Origin of the sequence: Steroidobacter sp. (assembly GCF_036402275.1) — a bacterium.
In the GTDB taxonomy this organism is placed as follows: Bacteria; Pseudomonadota; Gammaproteobacteria; order Steroidobacterales; family Steroidobacteraceae; genus Steroidobacter.
Window position 1 is genome coordinate 48,134 of record NZ_DASWTF010000050.1, and the last position, 22,369, is coordinate 70,502.

Below are 22,369 nucleotides of genomic sequence, written 5' to 3' on the forward strand. Positions count from 1 at the left end.
CGTTATTGTTGTACTTTCCAGGCCGACGCATGCTCGCGCAGCCAGGCATCGACTTGAGGCAGGCGTTCGCGACGCACCTCGTCACGGCACGTCATCGTCGAGCGAGCCCGATTCAAGCTTTCTCGGCCAGCGTCGCCAATTTTCTCTTCGACGAATTTCTCCAGCCGCGGCGTGAGCGTGAGATCGACCGCCCGGCCGGCAACTTCCTGCGCCAGCGTGATTCGAGCAAACGATTCCATGCGCGCGGCCAACGCGTCGTACTTCGATGTGACGAAGTCGAACGTCAGGGTCGGATGGAACTCGGCAACCCGCTGAATGATGTTGCCGACCAAGGGCGCGGGCACCGCTTCACTCAGGGTGAGATCCAACATGCGCCGCGCCAGCGCCGGATCCTGCACGCCAGCCGCGGCCAGCAGGAGAACCCGCCGCTGCGCCGAATCCTTGGTGCTCGCCGCGAGTCCAAGCAACTCTTCGAGGACCGTTACATCAGCCGTGGCGCCTACGGCATTGATGATGGCTTGCCGCATTCCGCCGCTGACGAGCGAAGGGTCCGCACGCGCGCCCCGGAACCGACGCAGCGTCTCCTTCTCGGTCGCCGGATCGCGAAGCCTGCCGAGCAGCTCGACCAGCTCCGCGCGCGCAATGCTGGCGTTGGCCGATTCACCATCCTGCTGCAACCAGCCCAGCTCTTGCAGCGCGCTGCTAAGTTTCCAGCGAGCAAATGCGCGGAACTGCTCATGCTCGGGCCGCCCCTGATACACCTTGTCGAGAGCGGCGAACGATCGGGTCAGATGCAGCCAGATCACCGGATCCGAGGATGCAGGCGCTTTCAAGGCGAGATTCAGATAACCGCCGAAAGGCGTGTAGCCGCCTTCGGCCAGGTTGTAACCGTCGTTCATCAGCCCCAGCTGATCCTGGGGCGGCAGTCGCGCGAAGCTCTTGTCCAGTTGCGAGAACGAAGCCGCGTCATAGCGCGTTCGATAGTAGCCGGCCTCGCCCAGATTCAACTTCACCGGGCCGCAACCCTCCAATGTGAGCTCAGAAGTAGTGGCGCCGCGCACGACCTGCCGGGCAACTTTGTTGGAACCCATCACCGTGCCGGTCACAGGCACGCGCCATTCTTTCGGCTGTTTGGACTTAGCGTCCAGACCGAAGCGCCCCTGGCGCAGCGAAACGGTCGTCTTCCCGCCCGTACACTTCGAGGAGATCACGTCGATCAACGGTACGCCTTCTTGCACCGTGAAGTCGCGTGCGATGGCCGCGACCGGAAAGGGCGAAGTCACTTCCAGCTCGCGCCACAAATCCTCGGTGACCGCGTTGCCATAAGCGTGCTTGCGAATGTGGGCGCGAATCGCGTTTTTGAACGCATCCTCACCCACGTAGGCCTCGATCATGCGTATGACCTGCTGACCCTTCTGATAGGTGATCTCGTCGAACGACAGCTCGGCCTCTTCATACGTCCGCACGGGGCGCACGATGGGATGCGTGGAATCCCGCGCATCCAGGCGCATCGCCTGTTCACGACTTTCCGCGTCCATGCGCCAGACGTTCCATTCGGGTTTGTAGTGGTTGGTGGCTTTGCTCGCCATCCAGGTTGCGAAGCCCTCGTTCAACCACAGGTCGTCCCACCACTGCATCGTGACCAGATTGCCGAACCACTGATGCGCCACCTCGTGCGCCACTACGACGTAAACATTCTGGCGGTCACGCTGTGTGGCCAGATTCGGATCGACCAGCAGGTACGGCTCGAAATAAAAAATCGCGCCCCAGTTCTCCATCGCGCCGAAACTGCCGGCGCCCGGGAAGGCGATGTTGTCCAACTTCTTCAGCGGATAGTCGACGCCGAAATAATCGTTGTACAACTTCAAGGAGTCGGCGGTGGCCTGCAGCGCGAAGCGGCCTTGCTCAGCTTTGCCGGGCTGCGTGTAGACAGCGATTTCGGCGCTACCCGCCTGGGACGCGACTCGATCGAACCTGCCCACGGTAAAGAACAACAAATACGAGCTCATGCGCGGCGATGGCTCGAAGCGCACTTTCGATTCGCCCGATGGCAGCGTGTCGCGCCGGGCGACGGGCATGTTGGAGATTGCGTCGAGGCCTGCCGGAATCGTGAGCTCCAGTTCGAAGATCGCTTTGAGATCCGGCTGATCCCACAATGGCGCGAACTTACGCGCGGTGCCGATACAGCACAGATGCGTGAACAGCATCTGCTGGCGCGAGCCATCGGGCGATTGCTGGTCGACGCGAAACACGCCCTCGATGTTTTCGGCGATCGAGCCGGTGTACTCGACCTGCAGCTCGTGCTGGCCCTTCGACAGAGGTTTGTCGAAAGTGAACAGGGTGCGATGTCTGGCCAGGTCCGTGCCGATCTTCGGGGTGGCGCCGCTTTTGAGCCGCGCTTTGGAGATATTCAGGTCCCGGGTGTGCACGACCACCTGAGCCGTCGGTTTCAGCACCTCGAAGCGCAGCGTCGCTTGGGCGGTGAAGCCGGTGTTGTCCTTATTGGGGTGCGCCGAGATCAGGTAGTGCAGCGGCCGTGTGTCCGCCGGCAATCTTTCCAAACCGTCGCCGGAGATCGAGGCATCGGCTCGAGCAATCAGTAAGAACAGCAGGCTGACAAAAGCCAGGGCGCTCTTTTCCATGCGTCTCCCCTCCCCGTGCCGGCGCAGGTGCTCGCGGTTGCCGGCCCGCTCGATTTAAGAGCGCGCCCGGGGCACTGTCAATGGACCCTCCTCAGCCCCACAAGGCCGGCGACGGCCACGACATCACGCCGGTGCGATCGTATTGAATCGCATTCGGCCAATCTTCCGCTTGCAACAGCGGCCCGTCCAGATCCACGACCTCGCACAATTGCGCGAGCACCATGCCCGGCGCCATGCCGAGCGAGCCGGTGACCATGCAGCCGACCATCAATCGCATGCCCGCCGCTCGCGCCGCGTTTGCAAGCTCCAGCGCAGCCGTCAAACCGCCGGTCTTGTCGAGCTTGATGTTCACGAAATCGTAGCGGCTCTTCAGTCGCGCGAGATCGTCGATGCTGTCGATGGCCTCGTCGGCACACACCGGAATGGGTGAGCGCTCCGCCTCCAGATCGTCGTCACCGTCCACCGGCACTGGCTGTTCGAGCAGATCGACTCGCAACTCCGCAAGCCTCGGACCGAGCGCATAGAGCGTCTTCACATCCCAGGCCTGATTCGCGTCCACGATCAGCCGCGAGTTCGGCGCGCCTCGCCGCACGGCCTGCACGCATTCCAGCGGGTGCTCGTTGTTCACTTTGATTTTCAACCACCGATAGTACGCCAGCTCTCTCGCCGCCTTCTCGTAAGCTTCGACCGGACGAATGCCGATCGTCAGGGCGCTCGCAATCTCACGCGTGTTGCCAATGCCAGCCAGGTCCCACGCGCGACGGCCAGTGCGCTTCGCCTCCAGATCCCACAACGCCGCGTCCACCGCATTGCGCGCGCCGCCAATCGGCAGCACCTTCAGCAATTCAGCACGCGTAATGCCCGCCTCGATTTCGGCTCGCACCGCTTCGAGCTGCGCCAGCATGCTATCCAACGTTTCACCGTGATAATCGACGCCCGCCGCTTCGCCGCGGCCCACGAGTTGGGCATCCTGCAACTCGACGACGATGACCTCACTGGTCGTGTAGGTGCCGCGTGCAATGACGAAAGGTTCGCGCAGCGGCCAGAATTTCTTTTGAACGGTTAGTTTCACACTGACTCCTGTCTCAACTTGCCCGCACACGATCTGCCTTACGTCGCCCGCCGCGCCTGCAGCAGCGGCGGGACGTCAAGGATACAGAAAATTGTTTCCCACCTGGCGGGATTCCACCGCGACCCAGCACGCTCATCGGGTAGAATCCCGGCCCATGACGATTCAAGCATTGTTTCCGACCTATATTTACAACGCCCCCTTGCAGAGAGGCGATTGGCGAAAGCTCAATAAGCAGTTGTTGCGTGAGTGCCTGCAGTTGCAGATGGATGACGAGGCCGGCAGGAAGTGGTCGAAGAATAATTATCCGGGCGGCTACACCTCTTATCACTCCGCGCATCGCATGCAGCAGATCTCGCCGACGTTCGCCCAACTCGAGCAGCGGCTGAATCGACATGTGAATGCGTTCGTGAAGACGCTGGAACTGGATATGGAAGGCCGGGAGCTGGCGATGACGGACTGCTGGGTGAACATCATGCCGCAGCAGGTCGCGCACAGCATGCATCTGCATCCGTTGTCGACGATCAGCGGCACTTATTACGTGCAGACGCCGAGAGGATGCGCGGGGCTGAAGTTCGAAGATCCGAGGCTGGAAAAATTCATGGCCGCGCCACCGCGACGCGCCGACGCGAGCCCGGCGAATCGGCTGTGGTCCGTGGCGCCCGCCGAAGCGGGCAAAGTCGTGTTGTTCGAAAGCTGGCTGAGACATGAAGTGCCGGCGAACCCCGTCGCCGGCGAGCGCATCAGCATCAGCTTCAACTACAATTGGTTTTAACCGAGCACCGACGGCAACTCTCGCAGCACCCGGTGCACGAACTGCACGCAGATCGATCCCTCACCCACGCCTGAGGCGACACGCTTGACGCTGCCCGAGCGGACATCACCCACGGCGAACACGCCGGGCAAGCTCGTCTCCATCAGATAAGGCGGCCGACTCATCGGCCAGCGGGCGGCGGTCAGCTCTTCTTGCGTCAAATCCGCGCCAGTACGCACGAAACCTTTGTCGTCCAGGTTCACGCAGTCCTTCAGCCACTCGGTATTCGGCGCGGCGCCGGTCATGAGAAACACGTGACGAATGCTCCGCGTCTCGCTCTGGCCGCTGCGAGCATCGGTCCAGGTGACGCGCTCCAGCTCGCATTCGCCATCGAGCGCGGTGATCTGCGTGCGAGTATGCAAAGTGATATTGGGCGACTCTTCGATCCTTCGAATCAAATAGTGCGACATGGTTTCGGCGAGCCCGCCGGCGCGAACCATGATGTGCACGTGACGACATCCGCCAGCGAGAAACACCGCCGCCTGGCCAGCCGAATTGCCGCCGCCCACGACGATGATTTCTTCGTTCTGACACATCCGGCCTTCCAGATGCGTGGCGGCGTAGTACACACCGATCCCGGTGTACTTCTGCAGGTTCGGCAGATCCGGCTTGCGATACTGCGCGCCGGTGGCGATCAACACCGTGCGGGCGCGAGCGATGCGCCCATCCGCCATCTCGACGCGATAGGGCCAGGTGTCACAATGCAGGGTCACCGCGTCGCACGCGACGTTGAACTTGGCGCCAAACTTTTGTGACTGCACCAGCGCGCGACCGGCCAGCGCCTGACCGGAAATACCGGTGGGAAAGCCCAGATAGTTTTCGATACGCGAGCTGGTGCCGGCCTGACCGCCCGGGGCGAAGCTGTCGATCACTCTCACATCCAGACCTTCGGACGCCGCATACACCGCGCCCGCCAGCCCCGCCGGCCCAGCGCCCACGACCAGCATGTCATGAACCGCTGACTCATCGATCTCGGGATTGATCTCCAGAAACTCCGCGACCTGTCGCAGGCTGGCCTTGCGTAGCGCGCGCCCGCCCCGACCGATCACGGCGGGAACGTCGTTCAACGTCAAACCCGCTCGTTGCAACAGGCCCTCGGCTTCTTCGTCCACTTCCGCATCGAGATAAAAATGTGGATGCGCATTGCGCGCCAGGAACTCACGCAGCATCAGCGTGTGGCCGCAGTAGCGCGAGCCGATCAAAGTCATCTCGCTGTTCGGCGCCGAGATCAGACCCATGCGACGCAGAATGAAAGCGCGCATGAAAATCTCGCTGAGCTCCGCATCGGTCTGCACGACCACGCGCAGATCGCTATCGGTGATCACCAGCACCTCGCCGGCCTCACGCACTTCCACCCGAACGAAGCCCGGCACGCCGCGCAGCGTGCTCATCTCGCCGGCGAAATCGCCCGGCCCCAGCGGCCGAACGACCTGCTCCTCGAAGCCCGGAATCGTGGCCTGCAAGCTGCCGGCCAGCACGACGATCATCTTGCGCTCGTGATCGCCGGGTTCGATCAGCACCTGGCCGGCGGTGGTCTCCATGTGCACGCCGTGCGGCTCCAGGCGCGCGATCTGCGCCTTGGTGAGCCGAGGAAACATTTGCTCGGCGCGCTTTTCGTAGAGCTCGTTTGGCATGGCGGGTACCGTGCTATTTGCGCAGCGTCGCTGCGACTTTGTCGAACAACGATTGCATGCCGGCGGACACGTCGTGAATCACGCCGTTGAGGAAGATGCCGGGCGTGCCACGCACCCCACTGCGCCGGCCGCCATCGATGTGCTCGCGAATCCGCTGGCGATAGATCTCATCGTCCATTTCGGCCGTGTAACGCGACATGTCGAGATTCAGTCGCTCGGCGTAGCTGTGCAACTGCGCGCTCTTCAGATGCAGCTGATTGGCGAACAGCAGGTCATGCATTTCCCAGAACTTGCCCTGCGCTGCCGCCACTTCGGCAGCCTCGGCCGCGCATAGCGCGTGCGGATGCACTTCCTCGAGTGGGAAATGCCGGAACACGATGCGCACCTGATCCGGAAAGTGATCCAGTAGCAATTTCAGCGACGGCGCCGCCTGCTTGCAGGTGGGACATTCGAAATCGCCGTACTCGACCACGGTGACCGGCGCGTGCTGGGGCCCGAGCGTGTGATCGATGTTGGTGACTGGGACAATCAAGTCCCGCTGCTGGTGGTTCATGCATCCTCCCGCGCCGACGGTTGTGGGCGCCCCATGGACGATACTACCGCCCTTCGCATCCGCCCAGAGTGGACAGGCGTGCTTTCACGCGCCTAGCACCTGCCGCGTGCCCAGGCATCGGCAATTTCTGGGCAATCCGCCAGAAATGCGGTCATTTTGGGCACGCGACCGATGCTCTGATAGCCGCATGCACGCCAGGTACACATCTCTTGCGATGGTCAGCATCGTCGTCGAATCCGCACTCATGGCCGGTGCGCTTTGCACGCCCGCGCTCGCGATCGGCGCACCGCCGCCGCTGCTGCTCGCCAACGACTACGAAGATGCGGTCATCGATCTGTCACGCTATTGGGTTAGCGAAAAGTACGACGGCGTGCGTGCGTACTGGGATGGAGAGCGACTGCTTACGCGCGCCGGCAATGTCATCCACGCCCCAGAATGGTTCACGCGGGACTGGCCTACGACACCGCTGGATGGAGAGCTCTGGGCAGGCCGCGGCCGATTCGAGCAAGTCACATCGACCGTACGCGACCTCGATCCCGATGACGCTGCCTGGCGCGCCATTCGGTTCATGGTCTTCGATCTGCCTGCGCACGTCGGCATATTCAACGATCGTCTGGCAGCCCTGCGGGCTCTGCTCGCCTCGATGCAGATCGATTGGTTGCAAGCAGTCCCTCAATCCCGAACGACCGACGATTCAACGCTGCATCGTCAATTGCACACCCTCACCGCCGCCGGCGGCGAAGGCCTGATGTTGCATCGAGAAGATTCTCTATACCGCGCCGAGCGCAGCGACGACTTGTTGAAGCTCAAGCCCTACCAGGATGCGGACGCCCAGGTCATCGCGCATCTGCCCGGGCAAGGTAAATACCTCGGCATGCTCGGCGCGCTGGTCGTCCGCGACGCCAACGGCGCCCATTTCCGCATCGGCACCGGCTTCACCGACGAGCAGCGCCGCGACCCACCGCCCATCGGCAGCTGGGTGACCTACAGCTACCAAAATCGGACCGCGCGCGGCATTCCCCGCTTCGCTCGATTCCTACGTGCACGACCGGATTAGTCCAGGCATGGAGCGCTTGATCTTATGTACATCTGAATGTACATTTTCGGCATGGCGCACAGTTATGCCATCGCCGAGGCACGAGCCAACTTGCCCACCCTCATCGACGAGGTGGAGGCGGGCGTGGCCGTTGAATTGACTCGTAGAGGCAAGGTAGTCGCAGTCATGGTCTCAGTCGCCGAATATCAACGCCTGCGTAGCAAGCGCGTTTCCTTTCAGGAGGCTTATCAGCAGTTCCTGAAGAAACATTCCCTGGCCGAGGTGGGGCTGGAGCCTGGCTTCGCCCGCAAGGTCCGCGATCGCAGCCCCGGTCGTAAAGTCGATCTGTAACCGGCGTCATGCTGCGCTATCTGCTCGACACCAACGTGGTGTCGCAGCCGGCGTCGAAAATGCCGGCCGCAGGCGTCGTGCGCCGGCTTCTGGCGAGCTCGGCTCAGTGCGCCATCCCCGCCCCCGCCTGGCACGAACTGCACTTCGGTTGCAAACGCATGCCCGCCGGCAAACGCCGCGAGGCGCTGGAGGATTATCTGGCGGACGTCGTTCGCGCCTTCGACATCCTGCCCTACGATGCGAAAGCCGCGAAGCTGCATGCGACCGAGCGAGCACGACTCGAGGGCCTGGGCATCACGGTCCCGTTTGTGGACGGTCAGATCGCTGCCATCGCCCAAGCCAACGAATTGATTCTGGTCACGGCCAACGTCCGTGATTTCGAGCCATTCACCGCGCTGGCAGTCGAGGACTGGACCTGAAGCGAGGCCGGGCCGCACCGCTGGGTTAGAATCGACGCCTCTCCCCTCGCAGGACGGGCGCCTTTGCAGCTCTCACACGTCGACCCGGCGATCATCGGCGTCTGGCGTTGGCATGCCGCCATCGCGACCTCGTTTTTCACGGCGGCGGTCGCGGCATTCACTTTGCCGGCGGCTGGACTTTTGTTTCCCCTGGCGCCCGCACTGGTGGCGATCGGCGGCGCGTTCTGGATCTGGCGCTGGCCGCCGCTCTCCTATCGCTACTTGAGATTTGGGGTCGACGATACAGGCATCGCCATCGAGAGCGGCGTGATCTGGCGGTCGCGGGTCGCGTTGCCAAGAGTTCGCATCCAGCATACTGACGTGTCGCAAGGGCCGCTCGAACGACGTTACGGCATCGGAACGTTGAAGCTGTACACCGCGGGCAGCCGGCACACCAAGATCGAGTTGCCCGGCTTGAATCACGACGAAGCCATCGCTCTGCGCGACGCGCTGCTCGCCGAAGGCGGCGCAAGTGGCGTCTGAAGCCAACTTCCAGCCGAGCCTGCGGCTGCACGCACTCTCGTGGTTGTTTGGCTTGAGCGGCGCCATCCGACAGATGGTCCTGCCGTTGATCGCTCTGCTGTTCTTCAACGTGCGAGACGACACGCCTGGGCCTCTCGGCCCCTGGATCGTGCCCATCATTCTCGCCGCGCTGCTGATTCGAGCAGTATGGGTGCAACTGACGTTTCGCTATGGCTTCAGCGCGAGCGGCCTGGTCATTCACGAAGGCGCGATCTTCCGTAACGTGCGGCACATCGAATATGCCCGCATAGAGAACATCGACACCGAGCGCGGCCCGTTGCATCGCCTGCTCGGCGTCGCTGAAGTGCGCGTGCAAACCTCCACCGGCGGCAAACCGGAAGCCTCGATCAGCGTGCTCGACCTAGGCGCGGTTCAGCAGATGCGCGAGCGCGTTTTCGCAGAGGTCAGACCGGCCGAGACCATCGCTGCCGCACCCGAGGAGCACACGCTGCTCCACCTTCCGATCGAGGAACTGGTCCGTTACGGCCTGATCGACAATCGCGGCATGATCCTGGTCGCAGCAGCATTCGGCGTGCTGCACGAGACGGGCATCTTCGTGCTCAACGAGGCGCTGCTGCATCGAGTGCTCGAGTCATCGCCCGCCGCCGGTCTCGCGGCGCTCGGCTTGATGATGCAGATCGCCCTGGGCGCGTTCACGATTCTGGCCGCGATCGTCGCCGTGCGGATGCTGTCCGTGATCCTCGCCATCGTCACGTTCTACGACTTCAAACTCACGCGCGTGGCGGGAGATCTGCGCGTGCGCTACGGATTGTTTACTCGCGTAGCGCTGACGTTGCGCACGCGGCGCATTCAGGCCGTTCATCAAACCGAGTCACTGCTGCATCGCTGGTTCAAACGAGTTTCGCTCAGTGTCGATCTCGCTGGCGACAGTGGGGGCGGCGAAGGCGATCAGGACAGCTCACGGATGAAGACGCGATGGCTCGCACCGGTTTGCGCAGTTGCCGCCGCACCTGAGCTCATCGCCACTGCCCTGCCAACGCTCGATTGGAGCAACGAGCCCGACTGGCAACCGCTCGCACCGGGCGCGCGTGCCCGCATCTTCCGAAAAAGCCTGGCCTGGTCCGTGTTGCTGTTGACGATTCCTGCGCTCTATTACTTACGGGAAGGAGCGGTCATCGTGGTGTTGAGCTGCATTCCGCTAGCCTGGATGCACGCACATTTATATGTGAAGCACACTCGCTGGGCGCTGGCGCAGGACGCAGTGTTATTTCGTTCAGGCTGGCTGACTCGACGCCTCACGATCGTGCCGCGCGATCGGGTTCAGACCTTGAGCATCGAAGCGTCGCCGTTCGACAGGCGCAGCCGCATGGCGAGCATTTACGTCGACACGGCGGGCGCAAGCGCCGCGACTGCGGGAATCAGGATTCGTTATCTTGCGGCGGATGTCGCCGAGGGCCTGGCGACAGCGCTCTATAGAACTGCCGGTGCGAAGGTCTAAGAAAAAAGATCAGTCGCGTGCGAGCGATAGCATGCGCGAGAACGGCGAGTCCGTCCTGCGCCATAGCCGCCGCCGGAGCGACGCCATCGCGATGATCATGCCCGGGAACAGGCCGCTGAGCGCGCTATACAGATAATTGCGATCGGTGACGTGATCCGCCTGCACCAGCAGCGCGAGTCCCAGCAACGTACCGAACAACGCGCCCACGAACGATATTTCGAGCCTGAACCGCCCGGCGGCGATGCGCCAGCGACGGGTCACGTAATCCATACTGCTGGCCCAGACCGAGCCGCACAACATCATCACCAGGCCGTTGCTGAGGCCGGAAAGTTTCTGCGCCACGACCAGGACCAGGGCGATCCACACCACCGTGGCGACGAACGCCGCAATCACATGGCTGCGATATCGCGAGCGGAAGAAGGTCTCGCAGAACTCCACCATCAGTGCCGTGCCTATGCCGACGGCGATGCCGGAGGGATACATCCATTCATGGATGCGCCCCATGCTCAAGCTGTCGAAGTAGGCGAACAGCGCACCGGCAACGGTACCCAGCGCGATCGAGCGACCGAAGGCGTTGAAGACGGCACCCGGCACATCGTCTTCGCGACGCGCGACGATGCGACTCTGCAACTCGCGCAGCGAATCGAACCGGGCTTCGGGCCGGGGTGACATGGCGCGCATGATGGCCCGGGCGATCTGACGCGGAATATCGCGACGAACCTTTTCGATGGGCTGAACTGCGCCCATGGGCACGCGGCCCGTCAGCAATTCATACATCAGCACGCCGAATGCATATTGATCGGCGCGCCAATCGACTTCCTTCGCGTCGGCGTGCTGCTCGGGCGCCATGTAATAGGCCGTGCCCAGGTTCATGCCGGTGCGGGTGTACTCGTTATATTGATAGGCGCGCGCGATACCGAAGTCCATCAGCTTCACGACGCCGCTGCTGTCGATCCACACGTTCTCGGGCTTCAGGTCACGATGCACGATAAAGCGATGCGCGTGGCGCAGAGCTTCCAGCAACTGCTCGCCGATGGCGGTCGCTTCTTCGACGGGGAACGGCTTGCCGGTGGCAATCTGAGCCTGCATGCGCCGACGCAGGCTGACGCCACGCAGGCGCTCCATGGTGAAGAAATAACGGCCGCTCGCTACGCCGACGTCGAACACGCGGACGATGTTTGGATGCGCGAGCTTGCAGGACACTTTCGCTTCGGACAGGAAACGTCCGCGCGCCGCGGCGCTCGACAGCAATTCGTTGCGAAGAACCTTGATCGCGACTTCTTCGTCTTTCAGGCGATCGCGCGCGGCGAACACGCGCCCCATGCCGCCGTCGCCGAGCACTGCCTGAATCTCATAACGACCCTGGAGCACCACGCCCGGCCCGATCACCACGTTGGAACCCTGAGGAACCTGCGGCTGCGGCTCCTCGGCGTCATCCATGCGCATCATGGTGACGGCTTCGCGATTGACCTGTCGGGTGGCGGGCTCGGTGGCGCTGCGCGCCGTCTGATATGCATTCACCAGGCGCGCCAGATCCGTCTGGGCAGCTTCTTGGGCTGCCGGAGTTTCAGCGTTGATGAGCTTGTGCTGAAGAACAGCCAGACGGTCCGTATAGTTTTGCCATAACGTGGCCGGATCGTCCGCTGACTCCAGCCCGAGCAGCATCAGTGCATTCTCCAGACGGCTGGACATAGTGGTAGCGATACTTCCGTGCAAAAGCCAAAAGCAAAGATTCTTCCCGGATGTTATAGCCCGCGTATCGATTCCGGGGGTGACAACATTGCACGAGGCCTGACTGCTTGAAAAGTGCCTCCACGAGCAGACACTGTGCAAGCCGGGAGAAAGCTGATAGTCAATCGCGCCGCCGGCGGCGCGGGCCCGCTTTTTAACCGGCTATCGGTCGATGACCGCCGGTCGTCGGGCGACGAATTTTCGGCAACCCCGCCAGTGCAGCCGCGGACAGCGGCTCATCCACTCGTTTGCGCAAAAACAATCATCTCAGAAGCGCGCGCCAGCGCCGAAATGTCGCCAAAGCGCGATAGCGTTCATGAACGAATTGAGACATAACGTCAGGGCCGATGCCGACGATGCTTGCAGCGCATGGCCCATTGATGACGGGCATGCAGCCGCTCCCCTTCATCGTCGGTTTCGGGCGGCAGCTTGCGGATCGCCTGCAAGGCGGCGGCATGCGCGATGGCCACCTCGGGATCGGTTTGCAACAGCGCCCGATAGCGTTCCAGAAATGCCTGCTCGACTGGCGCGCCGACGCCGGAGAGCAACGCCGAGGCGTGACCGCCGATGGCCGCCACTTCGGTCTCGGGCAGATCGCCGTCGTCGGACGCATGATCGACGTCGGCAATCAGCTGATACAGCGGCTTCAGCCATTCCCACTGCGGGTCTTCCTGGATCTGGCGCAGCAGCGCCAACGGCGACTGCGCCCCGCCGAAACGGCGCTCCACCGAAATGATGACGCCCAGCAACGCCCGGAGGGCGCGGCTCGCGTCGTCCAGCGCTTGCAGATGCGGCGAGTCGGATTGAGTCATGAGTGTGCTCCGTAGGGGGCGAAACCACCGCCAGTGACGATCTCACCCGAAGACCCTCGCTCGCAAGGATGAAGCTTATGGACCCGCGAGAGTGTGCAGGTCACCGCAGTCATGAGCGGCAGTTCCTCCTCCGCGAGAGACAAGGCCGGGCGAGGGTCTCCTTCGGGCCTACTGATATCGAGCCATGGAGCAGCGACGTCAAGGCCGGGCCCGTCGGCGCTTCGGCGCCGCTGCGCCCGCCCGTCCGGCCTCGCTGAGGCGCACGCGCACCGCATGCGTCGACTTCACTTCCTCCAGCACGAAATACGTCTGGGTATGCCTCACGCCGCGCACGTTGACGATCTTGTCGCCGAGCACGCGCCGGTACTCGTCCATGTCCTGCACGCGCGTCTTGATCAGATAGTCGAAACCGCCGGCCACCATGTGGCACTCGACGATTTCCTCCACCAGTTGCACGGCTTCCTTGAAGCGCTGAAACACATCCTGTGTCGCGTGATCCAGCGTGACTTCCGTGAACGCCAGCATGCTCTGCCCGAGGCGTTTCGGATTCAAGTGCGCGTAGTAGCCATCGATGAAGCCTTCGCGCTCGAGCCGCCGGACCCGCTCGATGCAAGGCGTGAGCGTGAGATTCACGGTGCGCGCCAGCTCGGCGACGGTCAGTCGTCCGTCGGCCTGCAATAGCGATAGCAACTGCCGGTCGACGCGATCCAGTTCGCGACCCAGTTCACGCAAGGGAGGAGTGCTGCTCATACCGATCCAGTAAGAATTACTGTTACAGGGCGTTCGTTTGGCAGACTATGCTGCGAAACTGTCGGTATTGTAGCGCAATATGCTCCGGGACAGGCGGAGCGGACTCGACAGCCCTGACCATAAATTCCAGCTACAAGACCCACCAGCCCCTTTTTCAGACCAGCTTCAGACTATGTTCGACCATCCTTCGTTCGACCAGCACGAGCGCGTGGTCTACGCGCACGATGCTGCCACCGGTTTGCGCGCCATCGTCGCCATTCACTCCACTGCTCGCGGCCCCGCAGCCGGCGGCTGCCGCTTCTGGCATTACAACTCGACCCATGACGCGCTCGCCGATGCGCTCCGGTTGTCGCGAGGCATGAGCTACAAAAACGCCATGGCCGGGCTGCCGCTGGGCGGCGGCAAGGCGGTGGTGATGGTCGACCCCAGCCAACCCAAGACGCCGCTGATGCTCGAAGCCTTCGGCCGTTTCGTCGACTCGCTGCACGGCCTGTACATCACCGCCGAAGACGTGGGCGCATCGGTCGCCGACATGGAAATCGTCGCCACCCGCACGCGTTACGTCAGCGGACTGCCGCGGACCGCCGTCAGCTCCGATGGCAATCCGAGCCCGAAGACGGCCCTCGGCGTGTACCTCGGCATCAAGGCGGCAGTGAAATACAAACTCAACAAGGACGAGCTGCGCGGACTCACCGTGTCTGTGCAAGGCTTGGGTGGCGTCGGCTTCGAGCTGTGCAAGCTGCTCGCCGCTGACGGCGTCAGGCTGCGTGTCGCTGACGTGCGCGAGGCCGTTGCACAGAAGGCGTCCCATCAATTCGACGCAGCGGTCTCCGCGCCCGACAAGATTCTGTTCGAGCGTGCCGATGTCGTCGCACCGTGCGCCCTGGGCGCGATCTTCGACGCGAACACCATTCCGAAACTACAAACCACGATCATCGCCGGCGCCGCGAACAATCAGCTCGCGACCGCCGAAGATGGCGCGAGGCTGCACGCGGCCGGCGTGCTCTACGCGCCTGACTATGTCATCAACGCAGGTGGCATCATCAGCGTCGGTCGTGAATATCTGGGCGGCGCGACGGCCGAGTCCATCACCGCCGAGATTCATCGCATTCCTGTCCGACTCACGGAAATTTTTGCGCGTTCCAGCGCGACCAACCGTCCGACCAGCGACCTGGCGGACGAGATGGCTCGCCAGCTGCTAACGGAGGCCCGATGATGCGATCGCGTTTGCATGTCCCGAGACCGCCAGCTCGTCCTGGCGAGAAACCGGACTTCAGTTACGTTGCGCTCTCCCCTGCCGGCGCAGCCGCGCGGCCCGATCCGAACGCACCGCTGAACGATACCGAGTTCCTGTCGCGGGACCTGGTCCGGGTGCTCGATGACAAACATCGCGCGGTCGGCCCGTGGGATCCGCATCTCGCGGCGGCTGATCTGGAGCTCGGCCTGCGCCACATGCTGCTGACACGCGTGTTCGATGACCGCATGCATCGCGCCCAGCGCCAGGGAAAGATCACGTTCTATATCAAGTCGACGGGCGAGGAAGCCGTCTCGGTCGCGGCCAACATGGCGATGCGCCCCACCGACATGCTGTTTCCTTCGTATCGCAATCAAGGCCTGCAGATCGCGCGTGGCCGGAACATCGTCGATCTCATGTGTCAGCTGCTGTCGAACACGCGTGACATGTGCAAGGGCCGGCAGCTGCCGGTGATGTATCACTCGGTCGAAGGCAACATGTTTTCGATCTCGGGCAATCTCGCCACTCAGTTCCCGCAAGCCGTGGGTTGGGCCATGGCTTCGGCCATCAAAGGCGAAGATCACATCGCGGCGACCTGGCTCGGCGACGGCAGCACGGCCGAAGCGGACTTCCACTATGCGCTGCTGTTCGCACAGATCTACAAAGCGCCCGTGATTCTCAACGTCGTCAACAATCAGTGGGCGATCTCGACGTTCCAAACGTTTGCCGGCGGCGAAGGCCGCTCGTTCGCCTCGCGTGGGCCCGGTTACGGCATGCCCGGCATCCGAGTCGATGGAAACGATTTCCTCGCCGTCTATGCAGTCACTCAGTGGGCCGCCGAACGCGCTCGCATGGGTGCCGGCCCGACGTTGATCGAACACGTCACTTATCGCGCGGCTCCGCACTCGACCAGCGACGATCCGTCGCGTTACCGGCCGAAAGACGATTACGAACATTGGCCACTGGGCGATCCCATCGACCGGTTGAAGTCTCATCTGATCGCGCTCGGCGAGTGGTCCGATGAGCGCGAGCAGACGCTGCTCAAGCAATGCGAGGACCAGGTCAATCAGGCGTGGCGTGAGGCTGTCACGTACGGCACCCTCACCGACGGCCCGCAGCTCGATCCGGAAACCATGTTCCAGGACGTCTTCAAAGAACAAACGCCGAGCCTGGCGCGGCAGCGCATGCAGCTGGCCCAAGAAATAAAAGAGCGGCAACTGAAGGAGCGCGCCTAAATGAGTCAGATGAATATGATCCAGGCGCTGAACTCCGCCATGGATGTGATGATGGCGCGCGATCCCGGCGTCGTCTTGATGGGCGAGGACGTGGGCTACTTCGGCGGCGTGTTCCGTGCGACCGAAGGTCTGCAGCGCAAGTATGGCGAGCATCGCGTGCTCGACTCGCCGATCGCCGAGGGCGGCATCGTCGCCACGGCCATCGGCATGAGCTTGAACGGCTTGCGGCCGGTCGCGGAAATTCAGTTCGCCGATTACATCTATCCGGCGTATGACCAGATCGTGAGCGAGCTCGCCCGCATCCGTTATCGCAGCGGCGGCGACTTCTGCGCGCCCGTGACGATTCGCACCCCGTGCGGCGGTGGCATTCGCGGCGGCCAGACGCACTCGCAGAGTCCCGAGGCGATTTTCGCGCACGTGTCTGGCTTGAAAGTGGTGATGCCGTCGAACCCTTACGATGCCAAAGGACTGTTGATCGCCGCCATCGAAGAAGACGACCCGGTGATCTTCCTCGAGCCCAAGCGCCTTTATAACGGCCCCTTCGACGGCGATCCGAACAAGCCCGCGGTGGGCTGGAACTCGCATCCTCGCGGTGAAGTGCCGGAAGGACATTATCGGGTCGATCTCGGCGTTGCCGACATCGTGCGGCCTGGCGCGCAACTCACCATTATCACTTACGGAACGATGGTGCACGTTTGCATGGCCGCCGCGGAAAAGGCCGGCGTCGACGCCGAAGTGATCGATCTGCGCTCGTTTGTGCCGCTGGACATCGAGACCATCGTCAACTCGGTGAAAAAGACCGGTCGTTGCATCGTCGCGCACGAGGCGACGCGCTTCGGCGGGTTCGGCGGCGAGATCCTGTCGACCATTCAGGAAGAATGTTTCTGGCACCTGGAAGCGCCGATCCTGCGCGTGGCCGGTTGGGACACGCCTTATCCGCACGCGTTCGAGTGGGAATATTTTCCGGGCCAGGCGCGCGTCATCGCCGCCATTAAAGCAACGATGGAGGCGTCATGAGCCGTCATGTAGTGAAGCTGCCGGATCTCGGCGAAGGCACGACGTCCTCCGAGATCGTGGCCTGGAAGGTCAAGGTCGGCGACCAGATCGCCGAAGACGATCCCATGGTGGAAATGTCCACCGACAAGGCCGTGGTCGAGATGCCCGCGCCGGTCAGCGGCAAAGTGGTTTCGCTTGGCGGCGAGCCGGGCGATCAGATTGCGGTAGGCGCGGAGCTCATCGTGCTGGAGACCGGCGAAGGGAATGGGGCTGGCACAGCGGCGGAGAACACGCCGCCCCCTGCTGCAGCTCAGAAGCCGGCTGCGCAGAGCGCTCCTTCTAAGACGGCGGCTAACAACGGCAACGGCGCTGCGCAGCCTGCGAGCAAGCCGTCGGGTCGCGTGATGGCGTCGCCGGCGACGCGTGCGCGCGCCAAGCAATCGGGCATCGATCTGTCCACGATTGCTGGTAGTGGTCGCGATGGCCGCATTCAGCGGCAGGATCTCGAAGCCGCGATCCAGGAACGTCAGGTGGGTCGCGCGGCGCCTACGCCGCAGCCTTCCTCCGGCGGCCGACAGGAAGCTCGCACCGGCACCGAAGAGATCCGCATCCTCGGCGTGCGTCGCGTGAGCGCGCAGCGTGTCGCGGACTCGAAGCGGAACATTCCGCACTTCGCCTATGTCGAGGAAGTCGACCTGACGGAGTTGGAGCGGCTGCGCAAACATCTGAACTCGCAGCTGCCCAAGGGCTCGCCGTCGTACACCTATCTGCCGTTTTTGGCGATGGCGCTGGTGCGCGTCGTCGAGCAGTTCCCGAAAGTGAACTCGCGCTACGACGCCGAACGCAACGTGCTCGTTCGTTACGACGGCGTACACATCGGCGTCGCCACGCAGACCGGCGATGGTCTGAAGGTGCCGGTCGTGCGGCATGCCGAGTCGCTGTCTCTGAAAGAGATCGCCGCGGAAATCCGCCGAGTTTCGACGGCCGCGCGCGATGGCACGGCCAGTCGCAATGAGTTGCAAGGCTCGACGATTACGATCACAAGCCTCGGCAAACTCGGCGGCATAGTGTCCACGCCCATCATCAACGCGCCGGAAGTGGCCATCATCGGCATCAACAAGGCGATTGAACGGCCTGTCATCGTCAATGGTGAAGTGGCGGTACGTTTGATGATGAATGTTTCCTCGTCCTTCGATCACCGCTTCATCGACGGCTACGACGCGGCGGAAGCGATTCAGGCATTGAAGGAAAAGCTGGAACAGCCGGCGACGATCTTCATCCGCGATTGACTTTGTTTTTAGCCAAAGTCCCCCTCCCGTGCCTGGGAGGGGAAACTTAACTCTTGAGTTTTGATTTTCTCGTCCTCGGAAGGGTGGCACTCAGCCGGGGGTCCTGGCTCTGCACGGTCGGGGTGGGTGGGCGGACATGGGGCGGCCGCGCTTCATTTATTTCGACCTGAGGACAGGTCGAAATAAATGGCGAGCCTTGCGCGCCGGAGGGTTCGGCGTCACGGGTGTCAGCTGAGCCTTCCCACGTCACCAGCCGCCGAACCGCAAACCGGCGCGCGGCGGCGGGTGAGCGCGGATGCCTTTTCGAGGCGACTTAACGTCGCCTCGAACCGCGAGAACGACGGTACACGGATGTACCGGCTGGCTGAGGCTCCAAGGACGGCTGCTTGAGACGACCCCCCACCCACCCCGACCGTGCAAAGCCAGGACCGTGGTAACTTGAAACCGCCACCGGATTTCAGAGGTGGTAACTTGAAACGACCGCGGATTCAGCAGCGGCAATTCGGCTGAAGAAGCGCAGCACAATCCATCGGCTGCAATTCCTTCCGTTCCGCTCTCCGGGCAAGAAATAAAAAAATAAAAATCTAAGCTCCCCCTCCCGGGCACGGGAGGGGGTTAGGGGGGTGGGGTCTTCCGGCGAGAAGGAGCCACAGTTTTCACCGCATCGTGTGATGCCGTTCACACTGCCGGTCGCATCGGCCCGAGGCGTTGCGTTGCACGACGCAATTCCTTGTGAAACCGTGAGTTGTTTGCGAACCGCTTCCTACCAACCATGGCGGCGGCCAATTTACATTTGCCGGCAAGGCCCCGAGCCGGGGGCGAGCATGGTTATATGGATTCGGCAAACAGCACGATTCGGCAATTTCTGATCGAAGCGCAGCGGCGCTTGAGCTGCCATGCGGCGGCATTCGTTGCCCCTGCGCGCGATCAGTTCCAATTTCACTGCGACGGGCCCGATGCGGGCGAGATTGAAGAGATGTTGCGCGGGATCGCGGACACGTTCATGGCGCAGGCTCGCAGCCACGCTGGAGCCGACACAAATAGTCCGCTGATCCGAAACAAGGTGCGCTATGAAAATGGCGGCCCGCTCATCGGCCGATTTCTGGTCGCGCCCGTGCCGGACTCCGCCAATAATTTTTCGAGCATCGCCTCCGGCGATTTCTCGAGCATAATAATTATGTTCCGTCCGATGACGTCGGACGGGTTCAACGAAGAGCATCTGCCCCAGGCCACGCAGCTGAGTCGACAGCTCGCGTCCGTGCTGTCGCTGCCCGCCGATCCGGTCACGGGCCTGATTGCCCGCGAGAGCATGGAGAAGCTGGTCAGCTGGCGTTTGCAGACGCTGTGCGAGCGCTGTGAATCCAGCGTGCTCTATGGCGACATCGATCAGCTGCGGGTGGTCAACGACCTGCTCGGCTTCGAAGTCGGCGATCGCGCAATCGCGACGGTCGCGCATGCGCTCGCCGCAGGACTGGCAAACGAAGACGCTTTGCTCAGCCGCCTGTCCGGCGACCGCTTCGCCATCTTCCTGCCCGATTGCCCGCTGACCAAAGCGCAAAAGATCGCCGCCCGCCTGCGTGAGGCCGTGCAGGCTCGCCCGTTCGCCATCGCCGATGAAAGCATTCCTCTGTCGATCTGTTTCGGCGCGGCGGTGCTGGGAAATGGCGAGCGCAGCTTCGAGCATTCGCTCGCCGGCGCCGAAGTCGCCTGCAAGGCCGCCAAGGACCGGGGCCGCAACCGGGTCGAGATCTATCACGTCTCGGACACGAGCCTGATCCGTCGGCGCGACGACTTTTCCATCGTGGGCCGGCTGCGCGGCGCGTTCGAGCAAGGCCGGTATCAGATCGTCGGCCAGCCGATCGCGTCGCTGCTCACCCCCGATTCCATCCATCGCTACGAGATGCTGTTGCGGATCATCGACGAGAAGGGCCGACTGGTATTGCCGGCGCACTTCATGTCCTCCGCCACGCGCTATCAGTTGCTGCCGCAGATCGACCGTCACGTCATCACCGACGTGCTCAATCACTTGCGCTCCGCCAGCGCGCGCCCCGGATTCAAGCCGCTGCACATTTCCATCAACCTGTCCGGCCCGACCATCGCCGACGTCACCTTCCTCGACTGGCTGCAGACGCAGCTCGACGAAAGCGGCGTGAGCGGCGAATGGCTAACCTTCGATCTCACCGAGACCGCCGCAGTCAGCAACATGGCGCAGACTCAACTGTTGATGAGCAAACTCGGCGCGCGCGGCTGTCGCTTCGCCCTCGACGATTTCGGCACCGGCCTCAGCTCGCTCACGCACCTGAAGAATCTGCAGTTCACCTCCCTGAAGATCGACGGCTCGTTCGTGCGCGACATCCTCCACAACGAACGCTCGCGATCCCTGGTCCGCGCCGTGACGCAGCTCGCCACCGCGATGGGCATGGAAACCATCGCCGAGTACGTCGAGACTCCGGAAATCTGCATGCGCCTGATCGAGCTGCAAGTGGAGTTCGGCCAGGGCTACGCCATCGGCAAACCCCGCCCGTTGAACGGCATCCTCGCCCCCGCCGCCAACCTGCTGCACGCAAGCTGACACACATGCATTAAGCTAGCAGCCCGTTCCATTCTGGCTGCTAGCTATGCCCTGGCCCGAAACCGTCACTCTGCGCGGCGAACATGTCACGTTGGAGCCGCTGACCCTGGCGCGTCACGACGAGCTCGTCGAGGCCGTGCGCGACGGTGAGTTGTGGAACCTCTGGTACACGTTCATTCCCACGCCGGACACCATGAAGTCCGAGATCGAAAAGCGGCTGGAACTGCATCGTCAGGGATCGATGCTCCCGTTCGCCGTCATCGAAGCGACCACCGGCAAAGCCGTGGGCATGACGACCTATATGAACATCGACGCGGAAGCGCGCCGGGTGGAAATAGGCTCCACCTGGTATCGCAAGAACGTTCAGCGCACGCCGCTCAACACCGAATGCAAATTGATGCTGTTGACGCATGCCTTCGAACAGCTCGACTGCATCGCCGTCGAGTTCCGCACGCACTTTTTCAATCATCAGAGCCGGCGCGCCATCGAGCGGCTGGGCGCTAAGCTCGATGGCATCCTGCGCAATCACCGCCGCTCCAGCGACGGCACGCTGCGAGACACCTGCGTCTACAGCATCATCGCGAGCGAATGGCCGGCGGTACGCTCCCACCTTCGCCACCAGCTCGCGACGCGCGGCGCTAAATCTCCTTGAGATTGGCGAGGAACTGCGCGCGGCGATCGACGTAGCCCGCGGCGGCTTTCATCAGGTTCGCCACATCTTCATCCGACAGCACGCGAGCGACGCGTGCTGGCGCGCCGAGAATCAAAGAGCGATCGGGGAACACCTTGCGCTCGGTGACGATGGCGCCGGCCCCGACCAAACATCCCTTGCCGATGACGGCGCCGTTCAGCACCACGGCTTGGATGCCGATCAATGACCCGTCGCCGATGGTGCATCCGTGCAGCATCGCCTGATGGCCGATAGTGACATTCTCACCCACCGTCAGCGCCAGACCCGGATCGGTGTGCAATACTGCGCCTTCCTGCACATTGGAGTTCTTGCCCAAGGTGATGGTGTCGTTGTCGCCGCGAATGGTGGCACCGAACCACACGCTGACATTTTCCGACAGCACCACGCTGCCGATGACGCTCGCACTGGGCGCGACGAACACGCTCTCATGCGCGGAAGGAACGCGCTCGCCGTATCGATATAAAGGCATGGGAAACTCCACGGGGACCAGGATGCCGCCGGCATTCTAACCTCGTAGCGCC

The 22,369-nt window shown here is 62.7% G+C and carries 20 protein-coding genes; 12 read left to right on the plus strand and 8 right to left on the minus strand.

Annotation, left to right across the window (positions count from 1 at the left end; genetic code table 11):
* Positions 1 to 2: 2 nt before the first annotated feature.
* Both VGD45_RS29255 and dgcA read right to left on the minus strand, forming a co-directional pair.
* On the minus strand, positions 3 to 2,642 hold the full coding sequence (locus VGD45_RS29255; RefSeq protein ID WP_331158939.1) for a M1 family metallopeptidase: 2,640 nt from the start codon (positions 2,640 to 2,642) through the stop codon (positions 3 to 5).
* A 91-nt stretch (positions 2,643 to 2,733) separates the two neighbouring features.
* Complete coding sequence (gene dgcA, locus VGD45_RS29260) at positions 2,734 to 3,714, minus strand: N-acetyl-D-Glu racemase DgcA (protein ID WP_331158940.1); 981 nt, start codon at positions 3,712 to 3,714, stop codon at positions 2,734 to 2,736.
* Positions 3,715 to 3,868: 154 nt separating this feature from the next.
* Here dgcA and VGD45_RS29265 point away from each other — a divergent pair, with 154 nt between their 5' ends.
* On the plus strand, positions 3,869 to 4,486 hold the full coding sequence (locus tag VGD45_RS29265; RefSeq protein WP_331158941.1) for a TIGR02466 family protein: 618 nt from the start codon (positions 3,869 to 3,871) through the stop codon (positions 4,484 to 4,486).
* On the opposite strand, the gene VGD45_RS29270 is transcribed toward VGD45_RS29265, so the two are convergent.
* Together VGD45_RS29270 and VGD45_RS29275 are read right to left on the minus strand one after the other, a co-directional pair.
* Positions 4,483 to 6,159: an FAD-dependent oxidoreductase gene (locus tag VGD45_RS29270; RefSeq protein WP_331158942.1), complete on the minus strand. Its 1,677-nt coding sequence runs from the start codon at positions 6,157 to 6,159 to the stop codon at positions 4,483 to 4,485. The genes VGD45_RS29265 and VGD45_RS29270 overlap by 4 nt on opposite strands.
* A 13-nt stretch (positions 6,160 to 6,172) precedes the next feature.
* Positions 6,173 to 6,712, minus strand: coding sequence for a DsbA family protein (locus tag VGD45_RS29275; protein WP_331158943.1), 540 nt, complete (start codon positions 6,710 to 6,712; stop codon positions 6,173 to 6,175).
* A gap of 187 nt (positions 6,713 to 6,899) precedes the next feature.
* On the opposite strand from VGD45_RS29275, the gene VGD45_RS29280 reads away from it, so the two are divergent.
* From VGD45_RS29280 to VGD45_RS29300, 5 genes are all read left to right on the plus strand, one after another.
* Entirely contained in the window at positions 6,900 to 7,769 is an 870-nt protein-coding gene (locus tag VGD45_RS29280; RefSeq protein WP_331158944.1) for a DNA ligase, read from the plus strand.
* A gap of 51 nt (positions 7,770 to 7,820) precedes the next feature.
* Positions 7,821 to 8,099 carry a type II toxin-antitoxin system Phd/YefM family antitoxin gene (locus VGD45_RS29285; RefSeq protein WP_331158945.1) on the plus strand — a complete coding sequence of 93 codons (279 nt, stop codon included), beginning with the start codon at positions 7,821 to 7,823 and terminating at the stop codon, positions 8,097 to 8,099.
* An 8-nt stretch (positions 8,100 to 8,107) separates the two neighbouring features.
* Positions 8,108 to 8,518 carry a type II toxin-antitoxin system VapC family toxin gene (locus tag VGD45_RS29290; protein WP_331158946.1) on the plus strand — a complete coding sequence of 137 codons (411 nt, stop codon included), beginning with the start codon at positions 8,108 to 8,110 and terminating at the stop codon, positions 8,516 to 8,518.
* A gap of 63 nt (positions 8,519 to 8,581) precedes the next feature.
* On the plus strand, positions 8,582 to 9,040 hold the full coding sequence (locus VGD45_RS29295; protein WP_331158947.1) for a PH domain-containing protein: 459 nt from the start codon (positions 8,582 to 8,584) through the stop codon (positions 9,038 to 9,040).
* Positions 9,030 to 10,538 carry a PH domain-containing protein gene (locus tag VGD45_RS29300; RefSeq protein WP_331158948.1) on the plus strand — a complete coding sequence of 503 codons (1,509 nt, stop codon included), beginning with the start codon at positions 9,030 to 9,032 and terminating at the stop codon, positions 10,536 to 10,538. Before VGD45_RS29295 ends, VGD45_RS29300 begins: the two co-directional genes overlap by 11 nt.
* A 9-nt stretch (positions 10,539 to 10,547) precedes the next feature.
* On the opposite strand, the gene VGD45_RS29305 is transcribed toward VGD45_RS29300, so the two are convergent.
* The 3 genes from VGD45_RS29305 to VGD45_RS29315 form a co-directional block, all read right to left on the minus strand.
* Entirely contained in the window at positions 10,548 to 12,230 is a 1,683-nt protein-coding gene (locus VGD45_RS29305) for a serine/threonine-protein kinase (protein ID WP_331158949.1), read from the minus strand.
* A gap of 377 nt (positions 12,231 to 12,607) precedes the next feature.
* On the minus strand, positions 12,608 to 13,081 hold the full coding sequence (locus VGD45_RS29310) for a hypothetical protein (RefSeq protein WP_331158950.1): 474 nt from the start codon (positions 13,079 to 13,081) through the stop codon (positions 12,608 to 12,610).
* Between the two features lie 198 nt (positions 13,082 to 13,279).
* Positions 13,280 to 13,831, minus strand: a complete 552-nt coding sequence (locus tag VGD45_RS29315; RefSeq protein ID WP_331158951.1) for an Lrp/AsnC ligand binding domain-containing protein — start codon at positions 13,829 to 13,831, stop codon at positions 13,280 to 13,282.
* 172 nt (positions 13,832 to 14,003) lie between these two features.
* Here VGD45_RS29315 and VGD45_RS29320 point away from each other — a divergent pair, with 172 nt between their 5' ends.
* The 6 genes from VGD45_RS29320 to VGD45_RS29345 all read left to right on the plus strand — a co-directional run bounded on the left by VGD45_RS29320 (position 14,004) and on the right by VGD45_RS29345 (position 21,809).
* Positions 14,004 to 15,047 carry a Leu/Phe/Val dehydrogenase gene (locus VGD45_RS29320; RefSeq protein ID WP_331158952.1) on the plus strand — a complete coding sequence of 348 codons (1,044 nt, stop codon included), beginning with the start codon at positions 14,004 to 14,006 and terminating at the stop codon, positions 15,045 to 15,047.
* Positions 15,044 to 16,300 (plus strand): thiamine pyrophosphate-dependent enzyme, encoded by a 1,257-nt coding sequence (locus VGD45_RS29325; RefSeq protein WP_331158953.1) that lies wholly within the window; start codon positions 15,044 to 15,046, stop codon positions 16,298 to 16,300. Before VGD45_RS29320 ends, VGD45_RS29325 begins: the two co-directional genes overlap by 4 nt.
* Positions 16,301 to 17,317: an alpha-ketoacid dehydrogenase subunit beta gene (locus VGD45_RS29330; RefSeq protein ID WP_331158954.1), complete on the plus strand. Its 1,017-nt coding sequence runs from the start codon at positions 16,301 to 16,303 to the stop codon at positions 17,315 to 17,317.
* The gene (locus VGD45_RS29335) at positions 17,314 to 18,585 is read left to right on the plus strand and encodes a dihydrolipoamide acetyltransferase family protein (protein ID WP_331158955.1); all 1,272 of its coding nucleotides are present in this window, start codon (positions 17,314 to 17,316) and stop codon (positions 18,583 to 18,585) included. Before VGD45_RS29330 ends, VGD45_RS29335 begins: the two co-directional genes overlap by 4 nt.
* Before the next feature lie 832 nt (positions 18,586 to 19,417).
* Entirely contained in the window at positions 19,418 to 21,157 is a 1,740-nt protein-coding gene (locus VGD45_RS29340) for an EAL domain-containing protein (RefSeq protein ID WP_331158956.1), read from the plus strand.
* Positions 21,158 to 21,203: 46 nt separating this feature from the next.
* The gene (locus VGD45_RS29345) at positions 21,204 to 21,809 is read left to right on the plus strand and encodes a GNAT family protein (RefSeq protein WP_331158957.1); all 606 of its coding nucleotides are present in this window, start codon (positions 21,204 to 21,206) and stop codon (positions 21,807 to 21,809) included.
* Here the strand turns inward: VGD45_RS29345 and VGD45_RS29350 are convergent.
* Positions 21,796 to 22,317 (minus strand): gamma carbonic anhydrase family protein, encoded by a 522-nt coding sequence (locus VGD45_RS29350; RefSeq protein WP_331158958.1) that lies wholly within the window; start codon positions 22,315 to 22,317, stop codon positions 21,796 to 21,798. The two genes, VGD45_RS29345 and VGD45_RS29350, sit on opposite strands and share 14 nt — an antisense overlap.
* Between the last annotated feature and the right edge of the window lie 52 nt (positions 22,318 to 22,369).